The 15,557-nt window shown below is 70.5% G+C and carries 18 protein-coding genes and 1 pseudogene; 14 read left to right on the forward strand and 5 right to left on the reverse strand.

Annotated elements, in window-relative coordinates; genetic code table 11:
• Window positions 1–403 precede the first annotated feature (403 nt).
• Together ACWD6N_RS06000 and ACWD6N_RS06005 are read left to right on the forward strand one after the other, a co-directional pair.
• The gene (locus ACWD6N_RS06000; protein WP_354965605.1) at window positions 404–898 is read left to right on the forward strand and encodes a replication-relaxation family protein; all 495 of its coding nucleotides are present in this window, start codon (window positions 404–406) and stop codon (window positions 896–898) included.
• Window positions 895–1,599, forward strand: a complete 705-nt coding sequence (locus tag ACWD6N_RS06005; RefSeq protein WP_354965604.1) for a replication-relaxation family protein — start codon at window positions 895–897, stop codon at window positions 1,597–1,599. The genes ACWD6N_RS06000 and ACWD6N_RS06005 overlap by 4 nt, the downstream gene beginning before the upstream one ends.
• A gap of 49 nt (window positions 1,600–1,648) precedes the next feature.
• Here the strand turns inward: ACWD6N_RS06005 and ACWD6N_RS06010 are convergent, their stop codons facing one another.
• A complete protein-coding gene (locus tag ACWD6N_RS06010; protein ID WP_354965603.1) occupies window positions 1,649–1,867 on the reverse strand; it encodes a helix-turn-helix transcriptional regulator in 219 nt (72 codons plus the stop codon).
• Between the two features lie 197 nt (window positions 1,868–2,064).
• On the opposite strand from ACWD6N_RS06010, the gene ACWD6N_RS06015 reads away from it, so the two are divergent.
• Window positions 2,065–2,253, forward strand: a complete 189-nt coding sequence (locus tag ACWD6N_RS06015; protein ID WP_354965602.1) for a hypothetical protein — start codon at window positions 2,065–2,067, stop codon at window positions 2,251–2,253.
• A 76-nt stretch (window positions 2,254–2,329) separates the two neighbouring features.
• On the opposite strand, the gene ACWD6N_RS06020 is transcribed toward ACWD6N_RS06015, so the two are convergent.
• The gene (locus ACWD6N_RS06020; protein ID WP_354965601.1) at window positions 2,330–2,680 is read right to left on the reverse strand and encodes a hypothetical protein; all 351 of its coding nucleotides are present in this window, start codon (window positions 2,678–2,680) and stop codon (window positions 2,330–2,332) included.
• A gap of 211 nt (window positions 2,681–2,891) precedes the next feature.
• Here ACWD6N_RS06020 and ACWD6N_RS06025 point away from each other — a divergent pair.
• From ACWD6N_RS06025 to ACWD6N_RS06035, 3 genes and pseudogenes are all read left to right on the forward strand, one after another.
• Window positions 2,892–3,128: pseudogene (locus ACWD6N_RS06025) on the forward strand (hypothetical protein); the annotation flags it as partial.
• 181 nt (window positions 3,129–3,309) lie between these two features.
• Window positions 3,310–4,302 carry a DNA polymerase III subunit delta gene (holA, locus tag ACWD6N_RS06030; RefSeq protein WP_354965661.1) on the forward strand — a complete coding sequence of 331 codons (993 nt, stop codon included), beginning with the start codon at window positions 3,310–3,312 and terminating at the stop codon, window positions 4,300–4,302.
• The gene (locus tag ACWD6N_RS06035; RefSeq protein WP_354965600.1) at window positions 4,299–4,721 is read left to right on the forward strand and encodes a hypothetical protein; all 423 of its coding nucleotides are present in this window, start codon (window positions 4,299–4,301) and stop codon (window positions 4,719–4,721) included. The genes holA and ACWD6N_RS06035 overlap by 4 nt, the downstream gene beginning before the upstream one ends.
• 94 nt (window positions 4,722–4,815) lie before the next feature.
• Here ACWD6N_RS06035 and rpsT read toward each other — a convergent pair whose 3' ends face one another.
• Window positions 4,816–5,082, reverse strand: a complete 267-nt coding sequence (gene rpsT / locus ACWD6N_RS06040; RefSeq protein ID WP_210912321.1) for a 30S ribosomal protein S20 — start codon at window positions 5,080–5,082, stop codon at window positions 4,816–4,818.
• Window positions 5,083–5,267: 185 nt separating this feature from the next.
• Window positions 5,268–6,254, reverse strand: a complete 987-nt coding sequence (locus ACWD6N_RS06045) for a phosphotransferase (protein WP_354965599.1) — start codon at window positions 6,252–6,254, stop codon at window positions 5,268–5,270.
• Between the two features lie 61 nt (window positions 6,255–6,315).
• Between ACWD6N_RS06045 and ACWD6N_RS06050 the strand changes: the two genes are divergently transcribed.
• The 8 genes from ACWD6N_RS06050 (at window position 6,316) to ACWD6N_RS06085 (ending at window position 14,380) form a co-directional block, all read left to right on the forward strand.
• Window positions 6,316–6,852, forward strand: a complete 537-nt coding sequence (locus tag ACWD6N_RS06050; RefSeq protein ID WP_354965598.1) for a DUF4240 domain-containing protein — start codon at window positions 6,316–6,318, stop codon at window positions 6,850–6,852.
• A gap of 125 nt (window positions 6,853–6,977) precedes the next feature.
• Window positions 6,978–8,855 (forward strand): translation elongation factor 4, encoded by a 1,878-nt coding sequence (lepA, locus tag ACWD6N_RS06055; RefSeq protein ID WP_354965597.1) that lies wholly within the window; start codon window positions 6,978–6,980, stop codon window positions 8,853–8,855.
• 390 nt (window positions 8,856–9,245) lie between these two features.
• Window positions 9,246–9,530 carry a GlsB/YeaQ/YmgE family stress response membrane protein gene (locus tag ACWD6N_RS06060; RefSeq protein WP_074313648.1) on the forward strand — a complete coding sequence of 95 codons (285 nt, stop codon included), beginning with the start codon at window positions 9,246–9,248 and terminating at the stop codon, window positions 9,528–9,530.
• Window positions 9,531–10,052: 522 nt separating this feature from the next.
• Window positions 10,053–10,337 carry a GlsB/YeaQ/YmgE family stress response membrane protein gene (locus tag ACWD6N_RS06065; protein ID WP_354965596.1) on the forward strand — a complete coding sequence of 95 codons (285 nt, stop codon included), beginning with the start codon at window positions 10,053–10,055 and terminating at the stop codon, window positions 10,335–10,337.
• 233 nt (window positions 10,338–10,570) lie between these two features.
• Window positions 10,571–11,860: a sugar ABC transporter substrate-binding protein gene (locus ACWD6N_RS06070; protein ID WP_354965595.1), complete on the forward strand. Its 1,290-nt coding sequence runs from the start codon at window positions 10,571–10,573 to the stop codon at window positions 11,858–11,860.
• On the forward strand, window positions 11,857–12,843 hold the full coding sequence (locus tag ACWD6N_RS06075) for a carbohydrate ABC transporter permease (protein WP_354965594.1): 987 nt from the start codon (window positions 11,857–11,859) through the stop codon (window positions 12,841–12,843). Before ACWD6N_RS06070 ends, ACWD6N_RS06075 begins: the two co-directional genes overlap by 4 nt.
• Window positions 12,840–13,670 carry a carbohydrate ABC transporter permease gene (locus ACWD6N_RS06080; RefSeq protein WP_354965593.1) on the forward strand — a complete coding sequence of 277 codons (831 nt, stop codon included), beginning with the start codon at window positions 12,840–12,842 and terminating at the stop codon, window positions 13,668–13,670. Before ACWD6N_RS06075 ends, ACWD6N_RS06080 begins: the two co-directional genes overlap by 4 nt.
• 68 nt (window positions 13,671–13,738) lie before the next feature.
• Complete coding sequence (locus ACWD6N_RS06085) at window positions 13,739–14,380, forward strand: MOSC domain-containing protein (protein ID WP_354965592.1); 642 nt, start codon at window positions 13,739–13,741, stop codon at window positions 14,378–14,380.
• Between the two features lie 68 nt (window positions 14,381–14,448).
• Here the strand turns inward: ACWD6N_RS06085 and ACWD6N_RS06090 are convergent, their stop codons facing one another.
• Window positions 14,449–15,351: a phytanoyl-CoA dioxygenase family protein gene (locus tag ACWD6N_RS06090; protein ID WP_354965591.1), complete on the reverse strand. Its 903-nt coding sequence runs from the start codon at window positions 15,349–15,351 to the stop codon at window positions 14,449–14,451.
• Window positions 15,352–15,557: the final 206 nt, after the last annotated feature.

Raw genomic sequence — 15,557 nt, forward strand, 5'->3', positions numbered from 1 at the left:
TCAGACCAGCTTGCGCGCCTGTCAGCAGGCCCGCGAGCTGACAGAACCTGACCGGACCTGTCCACGCGCTCCCGCCCGCGACAGCGGCCGGTGCACCCGCCGCACACCCACACCTCTGACCTTGGAGCAACAACAGTGATCACCCCACATGACGAATCTCAGCCGCGTCGCCGCTTCCGTCACCGGCCCGCCTCACACACACTCTCACCGTGTCGTCACGCCGGGCCCGGTGTGCGCGGCAGTGTAGGAGTCAGCGCCGATCCCCGTTCGACCGTCCGCCTTGATCCTGACCCCCAACCTGACCCTCCGTCCTCGCTCGCAGCCCAGGTCAACCCCCCTCACAACGACTCTGATCGGCTCCAGACAGACCCTCAGCTCTGGGGTCTCCCCCCTGGGGCTGCCCATGCGTAAACCCACACAGACCTCGGATCCGCTGCTGCGGCCTCAGGCCAGCATCACCGCCCGCGACGACCGGCTCCTCGGCTGGCTCTACGACCACGGCGTGTTCACCACCGACCAGATCGCCGCCGCCCTGTTCCCGTCCCTGGACTCCACCCAACGCCGCCTGCGCCGCCTCACGCTGCTGCGGGCGGTGGACCGGTTCCGGCCCAACAAAGCCGACGGAGGCTCCTACCCCTACCACTACGTCCTGGACCAGCTCGGCTACGACCACGTCCGCGTCCAACGCGGACTCGGCCGACCACGCCGGGACCAAGCTCGCCGCCGCAAACAGTCCCTCACCCGCCGACCGGACCTCCCGCACCTGCTCGCCGGCAACCAGGTCTTCATCGACCTCGCCGCCCACGCCCGCACTTACCCGGGCGGCAAGTTGATCCGCTGGCAGCCGCCTACCACGAACCCGGCGTCCTCTACCGCAAAGGCGGCAACCCGCAGATGATGGTCCACGGACCCACCGGACTGCCCCGCCCGGACGGCGCCGGGATGTGGACCGAGCGCGGACGGGCGGTGCCGTTCTTCCTCGAGTACGGCACCAGCGGCGAATGCCTGGACGTCCTTACCGAGAAGATCGCCAAGTACGAACGCCCCTACGCGATGAGCACCTGGGCGTGGCCGGTCCTGTTCCACCTTCCCTCCGCTCGGCGGGAGGCGAACCTGCACCACCGCCTCGCTGGCTTCAATCTGATGACGGTGAGCCGGCGACGGGACCGGCTGGAGGAGTACGTGGAGGCGGTGGTGATCGCGCGCCTGAGCCGACCGGATGCCGCCGCCCTGCTCACCTCGGACGATGACGGGGGAGAGCGGGAACGGGCCGCTCAGGCGGCGGAGCAGGTACGGCAGCGGCTCGACGACGCTGCGGCCAGCTTCGCGGCCGGGGTCATCACGGCCCGCCAGCTCGCCACGATCACGGGCCAGCTCCGCCCCGAGCTGGCCGCGCTGGAGGCTGCCGCCGCCCCACCGCCGGACCGCGCATCCGTGCTCGGGGAACTGGTGAGCGCGGCGGACGTGGAGAAGGCGTGGGACGCACTCAGCCCGGACGCGCGCCGGACCGTTGTCCGCCTGCTCATGGAGATCCGGGTGGACCGGGGCCGGCGCGGACCGGGGTCCAGCACGGACGGGATCGAGATTATCTGGCGCTGAGTTTCCCCGTCGCGCAATGGCATCCGTCAGTGCGCGACGGGGAAACCGGTCAGCTCTCCGGCGGCGGCGGCTCGTCCGCGCCGCGCGCCTTCCACGGCTGGTGCTCGGCGATCCAGCGCTCCACGTCTTCGGCCCACCAGACGGAGCCACCGGCCAGGCGGTCAACGGGCTCGGGGAAGTCGGGGCGGCTGGTGAGCTGGACGACCCGGACGCGCGACACGCCTAGGCGTTCCTGTAGCTCCGCCGAGCCGTACAACCTCCGGGCCATGCCCCGAGGATCCCGGCCGGACCCCCTTACGGAGTCGCAACCCCCCTTGCGGCCACCCGTCCGCGCTGCTCACCCGTCGCCACCCACCCCCTTGCACACTTGACAGGGGGTCGCTCGTTCGGTCCCCTATAGGGGCGGTCCGGGCACTTGAGCGGGGCTCGGTGCCCGGACCTGCACCGACTATGGGAGGTGGGGCCATGCTGGAGCGGGAGCTACCCCGATCGGAATGGGTGCCCATGCTGGCCAAGCGGATCATCCGGCGGCACTGGATCGTGGGCTACTGCGAACGGTGCGCCGGACGGACGGACGCGTGCCCGGCGCTGCGGTGGGCCCGGGACCGGGTGAGAGCGCACCGCCTGGCCGGCAACCGGCCTGCCCGGTACTGAGCGCAGACAGCACGAAAGAACGGCCCGCACCCGGAGGAGACCAATCCGGGGGTGCGGGCCGTCCGTCTGTGACCGCTCAGACCGGCTGAGACGCCTTCTCTCGCGCCACCTTGGCGGCGTGGCGCTCCAGGCCCGCCAGCGCCACCGCCGCGCGCTCCCGGGTCTCCCTGGCCGCTTCCACGGCGTTGCCGGTGATGGTCGTCCCGGTGCCGAACAGGCGGCCGCCGCTCGGAGACTCCACCACCTGCCGCACCCGGTCGATCTCGGCCAGGTCGGCCACTGCCGCTTCCAGCTCCGCCACCACCAGCTCCGCCACCACCAGATCCGGCCGCGCCAGTCCGGCGGCGGCCTGGCCGTGCAGGTAGGTCAGCCACTCCGTGCGGCGCTGCTCGATCCCGGCGGCTACCTGCTGCCGGACCTGGCCCACCGCGTCCCGGGTGCCGTCCGCCGTGATCTGTGCGGCCTGCGCCTGCTCCTGCCGCTCCCGGATCGACCGGGTGACCGTGGCCGCGTCCAGGGGCGCACCGGAGGCGGCGGCCTCCGCAGCGTCCCGGCGCGCGTCGGGCCCGGCGTTGTCCCCCGGAGATCAGGTGTTGGCGCACCTGCCGGGCCCGATCATTGTCGGTACCCGCCGCGCTCATGCGTCGGCATACCAGGACCTGGGTTTCCTCGACGCGGTCCGGCCGGCCGTCGCGCTGGTGCCGGTGGGCACCGGCAACACCTACGGGCACCCGAATCCGGGGTTGCTCGCCCGGCTGAGCAGGGGCGGTGCCCGGGTGCTGCGGACCGACACCGACGGCGATCTGGCGGCGATCGGGACGGGGGCGGGCCTGGCGGTGGTGCGCCGAGGCGTGCCGCCGGGTCGACGACCCTGAACCGGGCGGGGAAGGATGCTGGCGTGACTTCCGGTGGAAATTGCGCGACCAACGCGGTAAATGCTGGGGGTATACGAATTTCGAGGGGGATCAGGGTGAATGTCGGGATTTGCACTGACTGCGGGCTGTGCCGACTGAGCGGCGAATGACCAGGCACGATCCCGCCGTGGGCCGTGCGAATATGGGCGGCGTGACCCCCGCCAGCCTCGCCCCCATTCTGCTCGTCCTCGGTGATGAGGAGTTGCTCGCCACGCGAGCGGTGACCGAAGCTGTCGCGAAGGTACGCAGCGTCGACCCTGAGGTGGACGTCCGCGAGTACCAGGCCAGTGCGCTCACCGTCGGCGAGATCGCCGAGATGCTCAGCCCGTCGCTGTTCGGCGGGCGGCGGCTGCTCGTGCTGCACGCCGGGCAGGACGCCCGCAAGGACCTGGTCGCGGCGCTGCTGGCGTATGCGAAAAACCCCGACCCGGAGGTCCAGCTGCTCGTGCTGCACCTGGGCGGGGCCAAGGGCAAGGCGTTCGCGGACGGGCTGCGGGCTGCGGGCGCGACCGTGATCCCGGCGGCCAAGCTGCCCAAGGGGCAGAAGGGGCACCGCGACCGGGTGACCTTCGTCCGCGACGAGATCCGGCGGGCCGGCGGCAGGTGCACCGACGACGCCGCCGAGGCGCTGATCGCGGCGGTCGGCAACGACCTGCGCGAGCTGGCCGCCGCCTGCTCCCAACTGGTCGCCGACACCGACGGTCGGATCGGCGCCGACACGGTCGCCCGCTACTACCGGGGCCGGGTCGAGGTGAGCGGCTTCACGGTGGCGGACGCCACCATGGTCGGGGACGTGCCGGCCGCGCTGGAGGCGCTGCGTTGGGCCCTGCACGTCGGGGTCGACCCGGTGCCCATCGCCGACGCCCTGGCCGACGGGGTCCGCACGGTGGCCCGGGTGGCGTCGGCCGGGCGGGGCAACGCGTACCAGCTCGCCAGCACCCTCGGCATGCCGGCCTGGAAGATCGAGCGGGCGCAGCGGCAGGGGCGCGGCTGGACGCCCGAGGGGCTGGTCCGGGCCATGCAGGTCGCCGCCGAGTGCAACGCGGCCGTCAAGGGCGGCTCGGACGACCGGGCGTACGCCCTGGAACGTGCTGTCTTCTCGGTCGCGGCGGCCCGGCAGGGCAGCATCCGGTGACGGGGCCGAACCGTACGGCGTGGGCCACCATCCCCGCCGATGAGGAGCGTTATCGGCCGCTCTACGCCCGGCTCCTCGGCCTGCGGTTCGTCAACCCCGGCGGGGTGCTCTGCTTCCTCTTCTTCGAGGGCACGGTCGCGCTGGCCGTGCTGCTCGCCCTCGCCGAGCTGGTCACCTGGTGGGCCGTGCTGGTGCTGCCCGCCGTGGTGGCGGTGATGGTGAAGCTCAACGACATGGTGGCCGCGATCGTGGTGCGTTCCGCCGCGCTCGTGCCCGAGCAGGAACGGGACCGCTTCCGCCGGCAGATGGAGCCGGTGGTCGGCCGGGCCCGGGTGGAGTGGATCTCGCACACCGTTCCCGGCGTGGTGATCAACGCCGATCAGGTGCCACCCAACCGCCGCACCGACCCGTCAGACTGACCGGGGGTAGGGGCGGAGAACGTGCCCGCGGGTGGACACACGGAAGCCCCGGGCCGGGGCCCGGGGCTTTCCGAATCAGTCTGACGGCGAGTCGTCAGGCGGAGAGCGACACCACGCGCTTGGCGATCGCGGACTTGCGGTTCGCGGCCTGGTTGGAGTGGATCACGCCCTTGCTGACAGCCTTGTCCAGCTTGCGCGAGGCCTCCTGCATCAGCGCGGCGGCCTTCTCGACGTCACCGGCCTCAGCAGCCTCGTTGAACTTCCGGACGGCGGTCTTCAGCGACGACTTGACCGACTTGTTGCGCAGCCGGGCCTTCTCGTTCTGCCGGTTGCGCTTGATCTGGGACTTGATGTTCGCCACGCGACAGCCTCGTCTTGATAGCTCGGGTTGGTCAGCTTAGGTGCGCGAGATGACGAACATGCGTCATCGCTGCGCGAAGAGCCAGGTTACCAGGTCGCCCGGGACGAGCCAAAACGGCTCCGTGCTCGCGCGGCCGAACGCGCCGCTGATCCGGCCCGTCGGGGCCCAGGTTACGCCCCCGCCGGTCATCGCCAGCCCTGGCGGTGGGCGAGCCAGTCGAGCGCCTGCTCGCCACTCCACCGCTGGTGCGCGGGCAGGTGCGGCGAGGCCGTCACCGGGGCCGCGGCGGCGCCGGTGAGGAAGTAGCCGGCCAGCGCGGCCAGGGTGGCGTCCAGCGCGTCCGGGGGCGCGCCCGCGGTCACCGGGTGCGCGGCGAAGAGCCGGTCCGCGTCTAGGCCGCTGGCGTACGCGGTGAGCAGCAGGCCGGCCAGGTCGAACCAGGCCGGCCCGTGACAGACCCAGGTCCAGTCGCAGAACCAGGCCCGGCCGTCCGCGTCGATGAGCACGTTGTCCACCCGCAGGTCACCGTGGGTCAGGCCGGTCGCCCCGGTGGCGTACCGGGGGAGGCGGGACTCCAGCGCCACCAGCTCGGGCAGCCGACCCCGCACGGGCTCGGGCAGCGCCGGAGGTGGCTCCCGGCCGGCGGCGACCTCCTCCCACCAGAGGATGTCCGACCGGGCCAGGTCGGCCAGGTGCGGCAGGTCGAGCGCGGTCAGCCCGGTCGGAGGGTCGGCCAGCGCGGCGGCGACCTCGGCGTACCCGGCGAGCGTGGCGTCCAGCTCGGCGGGCGCCCAGGGTAGCCGCGGGGTGTGGCCGTCGACGGCGTCGGTGCAGAGCACGAACCAGCCGGCCTCGTACAGGGTCCACCGGGGGCGAGGCGCCGGCAGGCCGGCCGGCAGCCGGTCGAGGATCGCGGCCTCCCGGGCGTACGAGTCGACCAGGCGCGGTTGCTCGACGGCGGACGCGGCCTTGACGAAGGCCCGGCCGCCGTCGGCGGTGCCGAGCACGGCGGCGAAGCCCCGGGTGAAGCCCGCGCCGGCCACCCGGGCGGTGACCACCGGCGCGCCGAGCCGGTCGGCGATCGCGGCCCGCAGCGCCGCCGGCAGCGCCGGCCACGACGGGCGCAGCGCGCTCGCGTGGTACGGCACCGGAGGCAGCGGCGTCGGGGACACCCCACCATGCTGCCCCGGGGTACGTGCACAGCGCGCGGCGACACTGCCAGACTGCCAAGCCATGAGGACCGAGGACTTCTGGCAGCTGATCGACGAGGCCCGGGCCGGCGGAGGGGGAGAGCCCGGCCCGGTGGCCGCGCGCGCTGTGGCGCTGCTCGCCCAGCGTGACCCGGAGGACATCGTCGGGTACGCCCGGCACCAGACGCGGGTGCTGGCCGCGTCGCACAAGGCGGATCTGTGGGGGGCGGCGTACCTGATCAACGGCGGCGCGTCGGCGGACGGCTTCGAGCACTTCCGGGGCTGGCTGATGACCCAGGGTCGGGCGGTCTTCGCCCGCGCGGTCGCCGACCCGGACTCGCTGGCCGAGCTGCCCCAGGTGCGGGCCGCCTCGCTCAGCGGGGAGGAGTTCTCCGCCGAGCAGATGCTGGCGGTGCCCTGGGACGCGTACCGCAAGGCCACCGCGTCGGAACTGCCGGCGGCCCGGGAGCCGGTGCGCGCGCCGGACCTCAACGACTTCTGGGACTTCGACGACGAGGAGGAGGCCCGCCGTCGGCTGCCCCGGCTGGCCGCGCTCTTCGTGGAGCCGCCGGTGGAGTGACGGGCGCGGGCGCTTCGCAGGCCGATCCATCGCCCGCGCAGCGGGGGCACCCCGGCGGCGTGGGAACATAGAGGGGGTCGGCGGCGCGCCGGCCTGTTCACGTCAGCCGACCAGAACGGACCGCTGTGCCACCGAAGCTCGATCCCGGCGCGAATGCTCCTGGTGCCACCGACCCCGGTCGCATCCGGAACTTCGGCATCATCGCCCACATCGACCACGGGAAGTCGACCCTGGCCGACCGGATGCTGCAGCTCACCGGCGTGGTCGACCCCCGGCAGATGCGCGCCCAGTACCTGGACCGGATGGACATCGAGCGCGAGCGCGGCATCACCATCAAGAGCCAGGCCGTCCGGATGCCGTGGACCATCCGCGAGGGTGAGCGGATCGGTGAGCACGCGGTGCTCAACATGATCGACACCCCAGGACACGTCGACTTCACCTACGAGGTGTCCCGGTCGCTGGCAGCCTGCGAAGGGGCCGTGCTGCTGGTCGACGCCGCGCAGGGCATCGAGGCGCAGACCCTGGCGAACCTCTACCTGGCGCTCGAGAACGACCTGCGCATCATCCCGGTGCTCAACAAGATCGACCTGCCGGCCGCCCAGCCGGAGAAGTACGCCGAGGAACTGGCCCACCTGATCGGCGGCGACCCCGCCGACTGCATCCGGGTCTCCGGCAAGACCGGCGAGGGCGTGCCGCACCTGCTCGACGAGATCGTCCGGCAGTTCATCCCGCCGGTCGGCGACGCCGAGGCGCCCGCCCGGGCGATGATCTTCGACTCGGTGTACGACGTCTACCGCGGCGTCGTCACCTACGTCCGGGTCATCGACGGCCGGATCAGCGCCCGGGACCGGATCAAGATGATGTCCACCGGGGCGGTGCACGAGCTGCTGGAGATCGGTGTCATCTCGCCGGAGATGGTGAAGGCCGAGGCGCTCGGCGTCGGCGAGGTGGGCTACCTCATCACCGGCGTGAAGGACGTCCGACAGTCCCGGGTCGGTGACACGGTCACCATCAACAGTCGGCCGGCGGCCGAGGCGTTGGGTGGCTACAAGGACCCGAAGCCGATGGTCTACTCCGGCCTCTACCCGATCGACGGGTCCGACTACCCGAACCTGCGCGAGGCACTGGACAAGCTCAAGCTCAACGACGCCGCGCTGGACTACGAGCCGGAGACCTCCGGCGCGCTCGGCTTCGGCTTCCGCTGCGGCTTCCTCGGCCTCCTCCACCTGGAGATCATCCGGGAGCGGCTGGAGCGCGAGTACAACCTTGACCTGATCTCCACCGCGCCGAACGTCGTCTACCGGGCGATCACGGATGACGGCGAGGAGATCGTCGTCACCAACCCCAGTGAGTACCCCACCGGCAAGATCGCCGAGGTGTACGAGCCGGTGGTCCGGGCCACCGTGCTGACACCCAATGACTACGTGGGCGCGGTGATGGAGCTCTGCCAGGGTCGGCGGGGCAGCCTGCTCGGCATGGACTACCTCTCCGCCGACCGGGTGGAGCTGCGCTACACGCTGCCCCTCGCAGAGATCATCTACGACTTCTTCGACCAGTTGAAGAGCCGGACCAAGGGCTACGCCTCGCTGGACTACGAGCCCTCCGACGAGCAGGCGTCCGACCTGGTGAAGGTGGACATCCTGCTGCACGGCGAGCCGGTTGACGCGTTCAGCGCCATCGTGCACAAGGACAAGGCGTACAACTACGGCGTCACCATCGCCGCCAAGCTGCGCACGCTGATCCCGCGCCAGCAGTTCGAGGTGCCGATCCAGGCGGCCATCGGCAGCCGGGTCATCGCCCGGGAGACCATCCGGGCGATCCGCAAGGACGTGCTCGCCAAGTGCTACGGCGGTGACATCAGCCGTAAGCGCAAGCTGCTGGAGAAGCAGAAGGAAGGCAAGAAGCGGATGAAGATGGTCGGCCGGGTCGAGGTGCCGCAGGAGGCCTTCATCGCCGCCCTCTCCTCCGACTCCGGCGACGGCAAGGCCGCCGGCAAGAAGTGACACCGGCGCCGGTGCGCCGGCGCTGACTGACGAACACGGCCGGTGCCCCGGCCGGGCCGGTCGCGACGACCGATCGCCCGACGGGGTGCCGGCCGTCGCCGTACCCCGGCCGGCGGCACCGCCGTTTCTCGCCGGCTGGCGGGTCGTGGCAACGGGCCGACCCGGCCGGGGCGGAGATTTTTTCGGGCCTCGCCGGTGGCGGGTGGCCCCCACGACAGGGCGGGTGACCTGTGTGGACGCGCCCTGTGTCAACCGACGCAGCCGTGGCGCATTGACGCCCACCGTTGGTGTCGATGGTGAGTCGGTTTGGATTTTCGGTGGGTCGGGAACTTAGCGGTCACGACAGGAAGCACACATCGTGTGTCAGACATTCTTTGAAGGAGGGCGACCGTGGAGCTCACCGTGTGGGGCATTATCACTGCGCTTGTTGTTGGTCTCATCGTCGGCGCGCTGGGCCGCCTGGTCGTTCCGGGCCGGCAGAACATGCCGATGTGGCTGCACATGCTGATCGGTGTCGGCGCGGCCCTGCTGGGCACCGTGCTGGCGCGGGCGATCGGCATCGCGACCGAGACCAACGGGATCGACTGGGGCGAGCTGCTGGTGCAGGTCGTCGTGGCCGCGATCGCGGTTGCGCTGGTGGCCGGCGTGGGTCGCCGCCGCAGCGTCACCCGATAACACCCGCACCACCGCGACACATCCGAAGGGCGCCCGACCGACTGGTCGGGTGCCCTTCGCGTTCATGCCCGACGGTCTCGTCCTGGCGCCAGCCCGCCTTTGATCCACTCGACATCAGGGATCTCGCGGTGTCCCTGCTGCCGGGACACCCCGATATCCGTGAACTCGTGTCGATCACGCCAGCGGCGGCCGTTCGCCGCCGTCGGCGCTCGCCCGCAGCCCGTGCACCTGCCCCCAGCGCGCCCGTCGCCGCTCGCAGCCGCCCGCGGCCAGCCCCGCGCACACCGCCCGCTGCCCGCCGTGGCCCGTCGGCCGTCCGGCATGGCCCGCCGTCTGTCGCCCGTCCCGCGCCCGTCGCCCTCGGCCGCAAGAGGCAGGGGGCGGTGGAACCTGTCCGTGTACGCCCAGTCGTGATCGTCTGGTGCGGGAAGTCGGTTTGGATTTTCGGCGGGTCGGGAACTTAGCGGTCACGACAGGAAGCACACACCGCGTGTGTCAGACATTCTTTGAAGGAGGGCGACCGTGGAGCTCACCGTGTGGGGCATCATCACTGCGCTTGTTGTTGGTCTCATCGTCGGCGCGCTGGGCCGCCTGGTCGTTCCGGGCCGGCAGAACATGCCGATCTGGCTGCACATGCTGATCGGTGTCGGCGCGGCCCTGCTGGGCACCGTGCTGGCGCGGGCGATCGGCATCGCGACCGAGACCAGCGGCATCGACTGGGGCGAGCTGCTGGTGCAGGTCGTCGTGGCGGCCATCGCGGTTGCGCTGGTGGCCGGCGTGGGTCGCCGCCGCAGCATCACCCGATAACAACCCGGCATCACCTGGCACCACCGCACCACTGGAAAGAGCGCCCGGCCCTCGGCCGGGCGCTCTTTCGTGTGGGAGTGCCCGACTTCGGCCCGATGCCACAGCGCCTTTCGCCGGCCCCCTGCGGTACGGTCGCCACGCTTCCGCCGGCACGCCCACTGTTGTAAAGGAATCCTTCGTACTAAGGTGCGGCGGAGAAGGTTAGTTCCAGGCGGCGCGAGGGGAGAAGTGGCGTGAACAGGTGGAAACGGCTGGCCCCGGTCACCGCCGTGGTGGCCTCGGCCGCGATGGTGCTGACCGGCTGCGGCGGGGGCTCCGGCGACGACGCGGCAGACGACAGCAAGCTCACGGTCTGGATGATGGGCGAGGGCGGGGACGCGCAGAACACCTTCCTCGACGGGGTGGAGACCGAGTTCCGGCAGAAGCACCCCGACACCGACGTGGTGGTGCAGTACATCCCCTGGCTCGAGGCGCCCAAGAAGTTCCAGGCCGCGCTCGCCGGCGGTGAGGGACCGGACATCACCGAGCTGGGTAACACCGAGACCCAGGGCTGGGCGGCCCAGGAGGCGCTCGCCGACGTGAGCGGCCGGATGGGCGGCTGGGCCGACGGCAAGGACCTGCTGCCTGACCTGGTACGCAACGCGCAGCTCGACGGCAAGCAGTACGGCGTGCCGTGGTATGCCGGCGTACGGGCCATCTACTACCGCACCGACTGGTTCGCCGAGGCGGGCGTGCAGCCGCCGAAGACCTGGGACGAGCTGATCAGCGTGGCCAAGGCCGTGCAGGCGAAGAAGAAGGGCACCTACGGCATCGCCCTGCCGGGCAACTCCGAGCTGCCCTTCTATTCCTTCCTCTGGGGCGCCGGCGGCGAGATCGCCAGCAACCAGGGCGGCGCCTGGAAGTCCGGCTACACCACGCCGGAGGCGCAGCGGGCCGTCAAGTTCTGGACCGACATGGTGACCGTCCACAAGGTGGCCCCGCCGGCCGCCGCGGGCTGGAACGAGATCGACGCGCGTACCCAGTTCGCCACCGGAAAGGCCGCGATGGCCTTCGCCGGCAGCTGGCAGCAGGGCGCCATCAAGAAGGACAACCCCGAGATCGAGAAGGTCTGGGGTACGTTCCCGATCCCCGGCCCGGACGGCAAGGCCGCGCCCGGTTTCGCCGGCGGCTCGGACGTGGCGATCTGGAAGGACAGCGAGCGTCAGGACCTGGCCTGGGACTACCTGACCGTGCTGCTGAACAAGAAGAACTCGCAGAGCTTCGCGAGCAGCCTCGGCTTCTTCCCGGTCTACAAGGACCTGGTCGCCAGCGACACGTACACCAACGACAAGGTGATGGCGGCGTTCGCCACCACCATGCAGAACACCAAGCTCACGCCGCTCACCCCGAAGTGGGTGGAGGTCAGCCGAACCAAGACGGTGACCCAGGCGATGAACAGCTCGGTCATGAAGGGTCAGAAGACGGTCGAGAAGGCCACCGCCGACGCGGCCGCTGAGATGGAAAGCATTCTCAACGCCAAGTGACCACGCTGACCGAGGTGCCGGAGACGGCAGCCGCGCGGGAGAACCCCGCGCGGCGGCGTCGCCGAGTCGACCGCCTGCCGTACCTGCTGCTGCTGCCCGCACTGGCGATCATTGGGGTGCTGCTGCTCTGGCCGCTCGGCCAGGTCGTGGTGATGTCCTTCTACCGGTTGAACAGCGTCCGGCAGTTACGCGGCGACCGGGAGTGGCCGTGGGTGGGGTTGGGCAACTACGCCGACATCCTCACCGATCCGTTCTTCCTGACCGTGCTGCGCAACACGGTCCTGTTCGCCGCGGCCAACGTGCTGCTCACGATGGTCCTCGGCACCCTGGTCGGGCTGCTGCTCAACCGGCTCGGCCGCAAGATGGCCACCTTCGTGGCCAGCTGCGTGATGCTCGCCTGGGCGACCCCGGCACTGACCGGGACGATCGTCTGGAAGTGGATCTTCGACGACACCAGCGGTCTGGTCACCTGGCTGTTCAACGCGCTGCCGGACGGCCTGTCCAACGCCCTTTTCGGCCACAGTGACTGGACCGGCTACGGCTGGTTCAACTCGCCGCTGCTCTTCTTCGCCATCCTCACCCTGGTGGTGGTCTGGCACTCGTTCCCCTTCATCGCGGTGAGCGTGCTCGCCGGCCTGAAGAGCGTGCCGAGCGAGCTGCACGAGGCCGCCCGGGTGGACGGCGCCGGCCCCTGGCGGGCGTTCTGGAAGATCACGTTCCCGCTGCTGCGCCCGGTCTTCGGGATCCTGATCGTGCTCTCCACCATCTGGGACTTCAAGGTCTTCACCCAGCAGTTCGTACTGGCCGGAGGCACACAGGACCGGCCGACGTTCATGCTCTCCATCTACTCCTACGCGGAGGCGTTCTCGCCACCGCCGAAGTACGGCCTCGGTGCGGCCATCGCGGTGATCCTCACGCTGATCCTGCTCCTGGTCACCGGCTTCTACGTACGGATGGTGCTCAGGCAGGAGGACGAGTCGTGAAGAAGTTCGCCCTCAACGGCGCCGGGCTGCTGGTCGCGCTCTTCGCGGCGTTCCCCGTCTACTGGATGATCTCCACCTCGCTGAAGCCGAGCAAGGAGATCTTCTCGTCCACCCCGCAGCCGGTGCCGACCCACCCGACGCTGGCGCACTACCGGGAGATCCTGACCGGCAACCTGATCCCCGGCGTGAGCTTCGCCGACTTCTTCCTCAACAGCGCCCTGGTCGCAGTCTCGACGGTGGTGCTCAGCGGCCTCGTCGCGCTGCTCGCCGCGACCGCGGTGGCCCGGTTCCGGTTCCGGCTGCGGACCAGCTTCCTGATCATGCTGCTGGTGGTGCAGATGATCCCGCTGGAGGCGCTGGTCATCCCGCTGTTCCTGATGATCCAGCGGCTCGGGCTCTACAACACCCTGCCCAGCCTGATCCTCACGTACCTCGGTTTCTCGCTGCCGTTCGCGGTCTGGATGCTGCGCGGCTTCGTCGCGGCGGTGCCCAAGGAACTGGAGGAGGCGGCCGCGATCGACGGAGCCAGCCGGGCCCAGATCTTCCGGCGGATCCTGTTCCCGCTGGTCGCACCCGGCCTGGTGGCCACCAGCATCTTCTCCTTCATCACCGCGTGGAACGAGCTGATCTTCGCGTTGACGTTCATCAACGACCAGAATCGGTACACGCTGCCGGTGGCGATGACCTTTTTCTTCGGCCGGGACGACACCAACTGGGGCCCGGTGATGGCCGCCTCCACCCTGTTCACCCTGCCGGTCATCATCTTCTTCCTGCTGGTGCAGCGGCGGATGGTCTCCGGCCTGGTCGCCGGCGCCGTCAAGGGCTGACGGCCGCCCACGGCTGTCGGCGATCTTGGCGACGCGCCACCCCGTCGGGTCCCGCTAGGCTGACCGCCATGACGGGCAGGGTGGCAGCGGTGAACCTCGGTGTGGTCACCGAGGCCGAGTGGGCCGGCGACGCGAGCGGTCGCAGCGGCATCGACAAGCGGCCGGTGGACGCGCCGGTGCTGATCCGGGTCGACGGGGTGGTCGGCGACTTCATCGGCGAGCGAGCCCACCACGGCGGCGAGGATCAGGCGGTCTACGCCTACGCGGAGGAGGACGGCGCCTGGTGGGCGACCGAACTGGGCCGGGACATCGGGCCCGGCGGCTTCGGCGAGAACCTCACCACGTATGCGGTCGACGTGACCGGCGCGGTGATCGGTGAGCAGTGGCAGATCGGGTCCGCCCTGCTTGAGGTGACCAAGCCTCGAACGCCGTGCACCACCTTCGCCGGCTTTTGGGGCGTACCGGACCTGATCAAGCGGTTCACCGTCCGGGCGCTGCCCGGGGCCTACCTGCGGGTGCTGCGCGAGGGGGAGGTGGGCCCGGGCGACCCGGTCGAGGTGGTGGACCGGCCCGCGCACGGGGTGACCATCGGCGAGGTGTTCCGGGCGACCAGCCTCGAGCCGGAGCTGCTGCCCCGGCTGCTCGACGCCGAGGACCTGCCGGAGCCGATCCGGGAGAAGGTCCGCCGCCGGCTCGTGGGCCGCGCCTGACGAACGCCCGGCGGACGCGCAAGAGCCCCTGCCATCTCCAGACGGCAGGGGCTCTCGCGGTCAGCGGGTCAGCGGAGCCAGGGGACGCTGCGGTCCAACAGGCCGCGCTCCTTGAGCTCCTTGCGCAGCGGGATCTCGTCGTCGACGTACCCGTCCCAGTTGATGCCCCAGTAGTTGGCGGTGTGAGTGCCCTCGCCGATCAGCTGGCGCTGCACCGGCGTGCGGTTGCGGTACCACTCGCCGTCCAGGTCCGGGTGCAGCTCGTCCAGCGGGCGGATCCACCGGTACGTGTAGCCGACGAAGAGCATCTTGCGGGTGATGGACGACAGGTTCGTCGACCGCGAGTGCCACTGGCGGCGGTCGAAGATGAAGGCGTCACCCGGGTTGGCGGTGATCTCCACCGTGCCCTCCGGGTCCGGGTTGTGCACGCTGAGGTCCTTCGGCCGGGGCAGCGAGTTCAACAGGTGGCTGCCCGGGATGACCTTGGTGGCGCCGCGACCGGTCTCGGAGAGGTCGGAGAGCACGTACGCGACCTTGAGCGAGAACATCGGCCGGGGCAGGTTCGGGTCCATCGTCTCCGGGTCGGAGTTCTGGCGGTACCCGTCCTGGTGCCAGCCCCAGTACGGCTTCTCCGGCTGGAGCGCCGGCGGGGTGACGTCCAGGTGGTTGTGGTGGGTGTAGATGTTCCAGCCCGCCAGCCCCCACATGTACGGGAAGGCGATCGGGTGGGTGAGCAGCTCACCGAAGAGCTCGTCGCGCTCCAGGAAGCCCAGCAGGTGCAGCGTGCCGTCCTTCTTGGTGTTGCCCTTGGCCTGTTCCTCCGCGTAGACGCGGTCGACCGCCGCCTCCAGCGCCGCCCGGTGATCCTCGGTCAGGACGTTGCGCAGCAGGAGGAAACCCTGCTCGTGGAACTCCTTGCGGTCAGTGTCGCTGATCGGTTCGTAGCCGGTCCGGTCGCCGTAATCGAACACCGCGTCGTACCCCTCCCCATGAGGTGAAACCATTTCTGGCACAGGCCGCCGATCGTAACGCGCATACCTCGGCATTGGGGAGGGCGTGCGGAGCGGTTGGACACCGGTCGGACCGCGCGCAGCGGGACTGTCACGGATGGTCAAATTTGCGTGATCAATAGCAGCCTCTGTGGGCCGTTGTCCGATTGTGCGGTGACTGCCGGTTA

The sequence above is a fragment of the Micromonospora sp. NPDC005163 genome (assembly GCF_053599835.1).

What these genes read in the sequence shown, in the direction of transcription:
- ACWD6N_RS06085 (WP_354965592.1), top strand. Translation starts at nt 13,739, where the DNA reads ATGACGGGCAGGGTGGCAGCGGTGAACCTCGGTGTGGTCACCGAGGCC.
- ACWD6N_RS06015 (WP_354965602.1), top strand. Translation starts at nt 2,065, where the DNA reads ATGCTGGAGCGGGAGCTACCCCGATCGGAATGGGTGCCCATGCTGGCC.
- ACWD6N_RS06010 (WP_354965603.1), bottom strand. Translation starts at nt 1,867, where the DNA reads ATGGCCCGGAGGTTGTACGGCTCGGCGGAGCTACAGGAACGCCTAGGC.
- ACWD6N_RS06000 (WP_354965605.1), top strand. Translation starts at nt 404, where the DNA reads ATGCGTAAACCCACACAGACCTCGGATCCGCTGCTGCGGCCTCAGGCC.
- ACWD6N_RS06005 (WP_354965604.1), top strand. Translation starts at nt 895, where the DNA reads ATGATGGTCCACGGACCCACCGGACTGCCCCGCCCGGACGGCGCCGGG.
- ACWD6N_RS06050 (WP_354965598.1), top strand. Translation starts at nt 6,316, where the DNA reads ATGAGGACCGAGGACTTCTGGCAGCTGATCGACGAGGCCCGGGCCGGC.
- holA (WP_354965661.1), top strand. Translation starts at nt 3,310, where the DNA reads ATGGGCGGCGTGACCCCCGCCAGCCTCGCCCCCATTCTGCTCGTCCTC.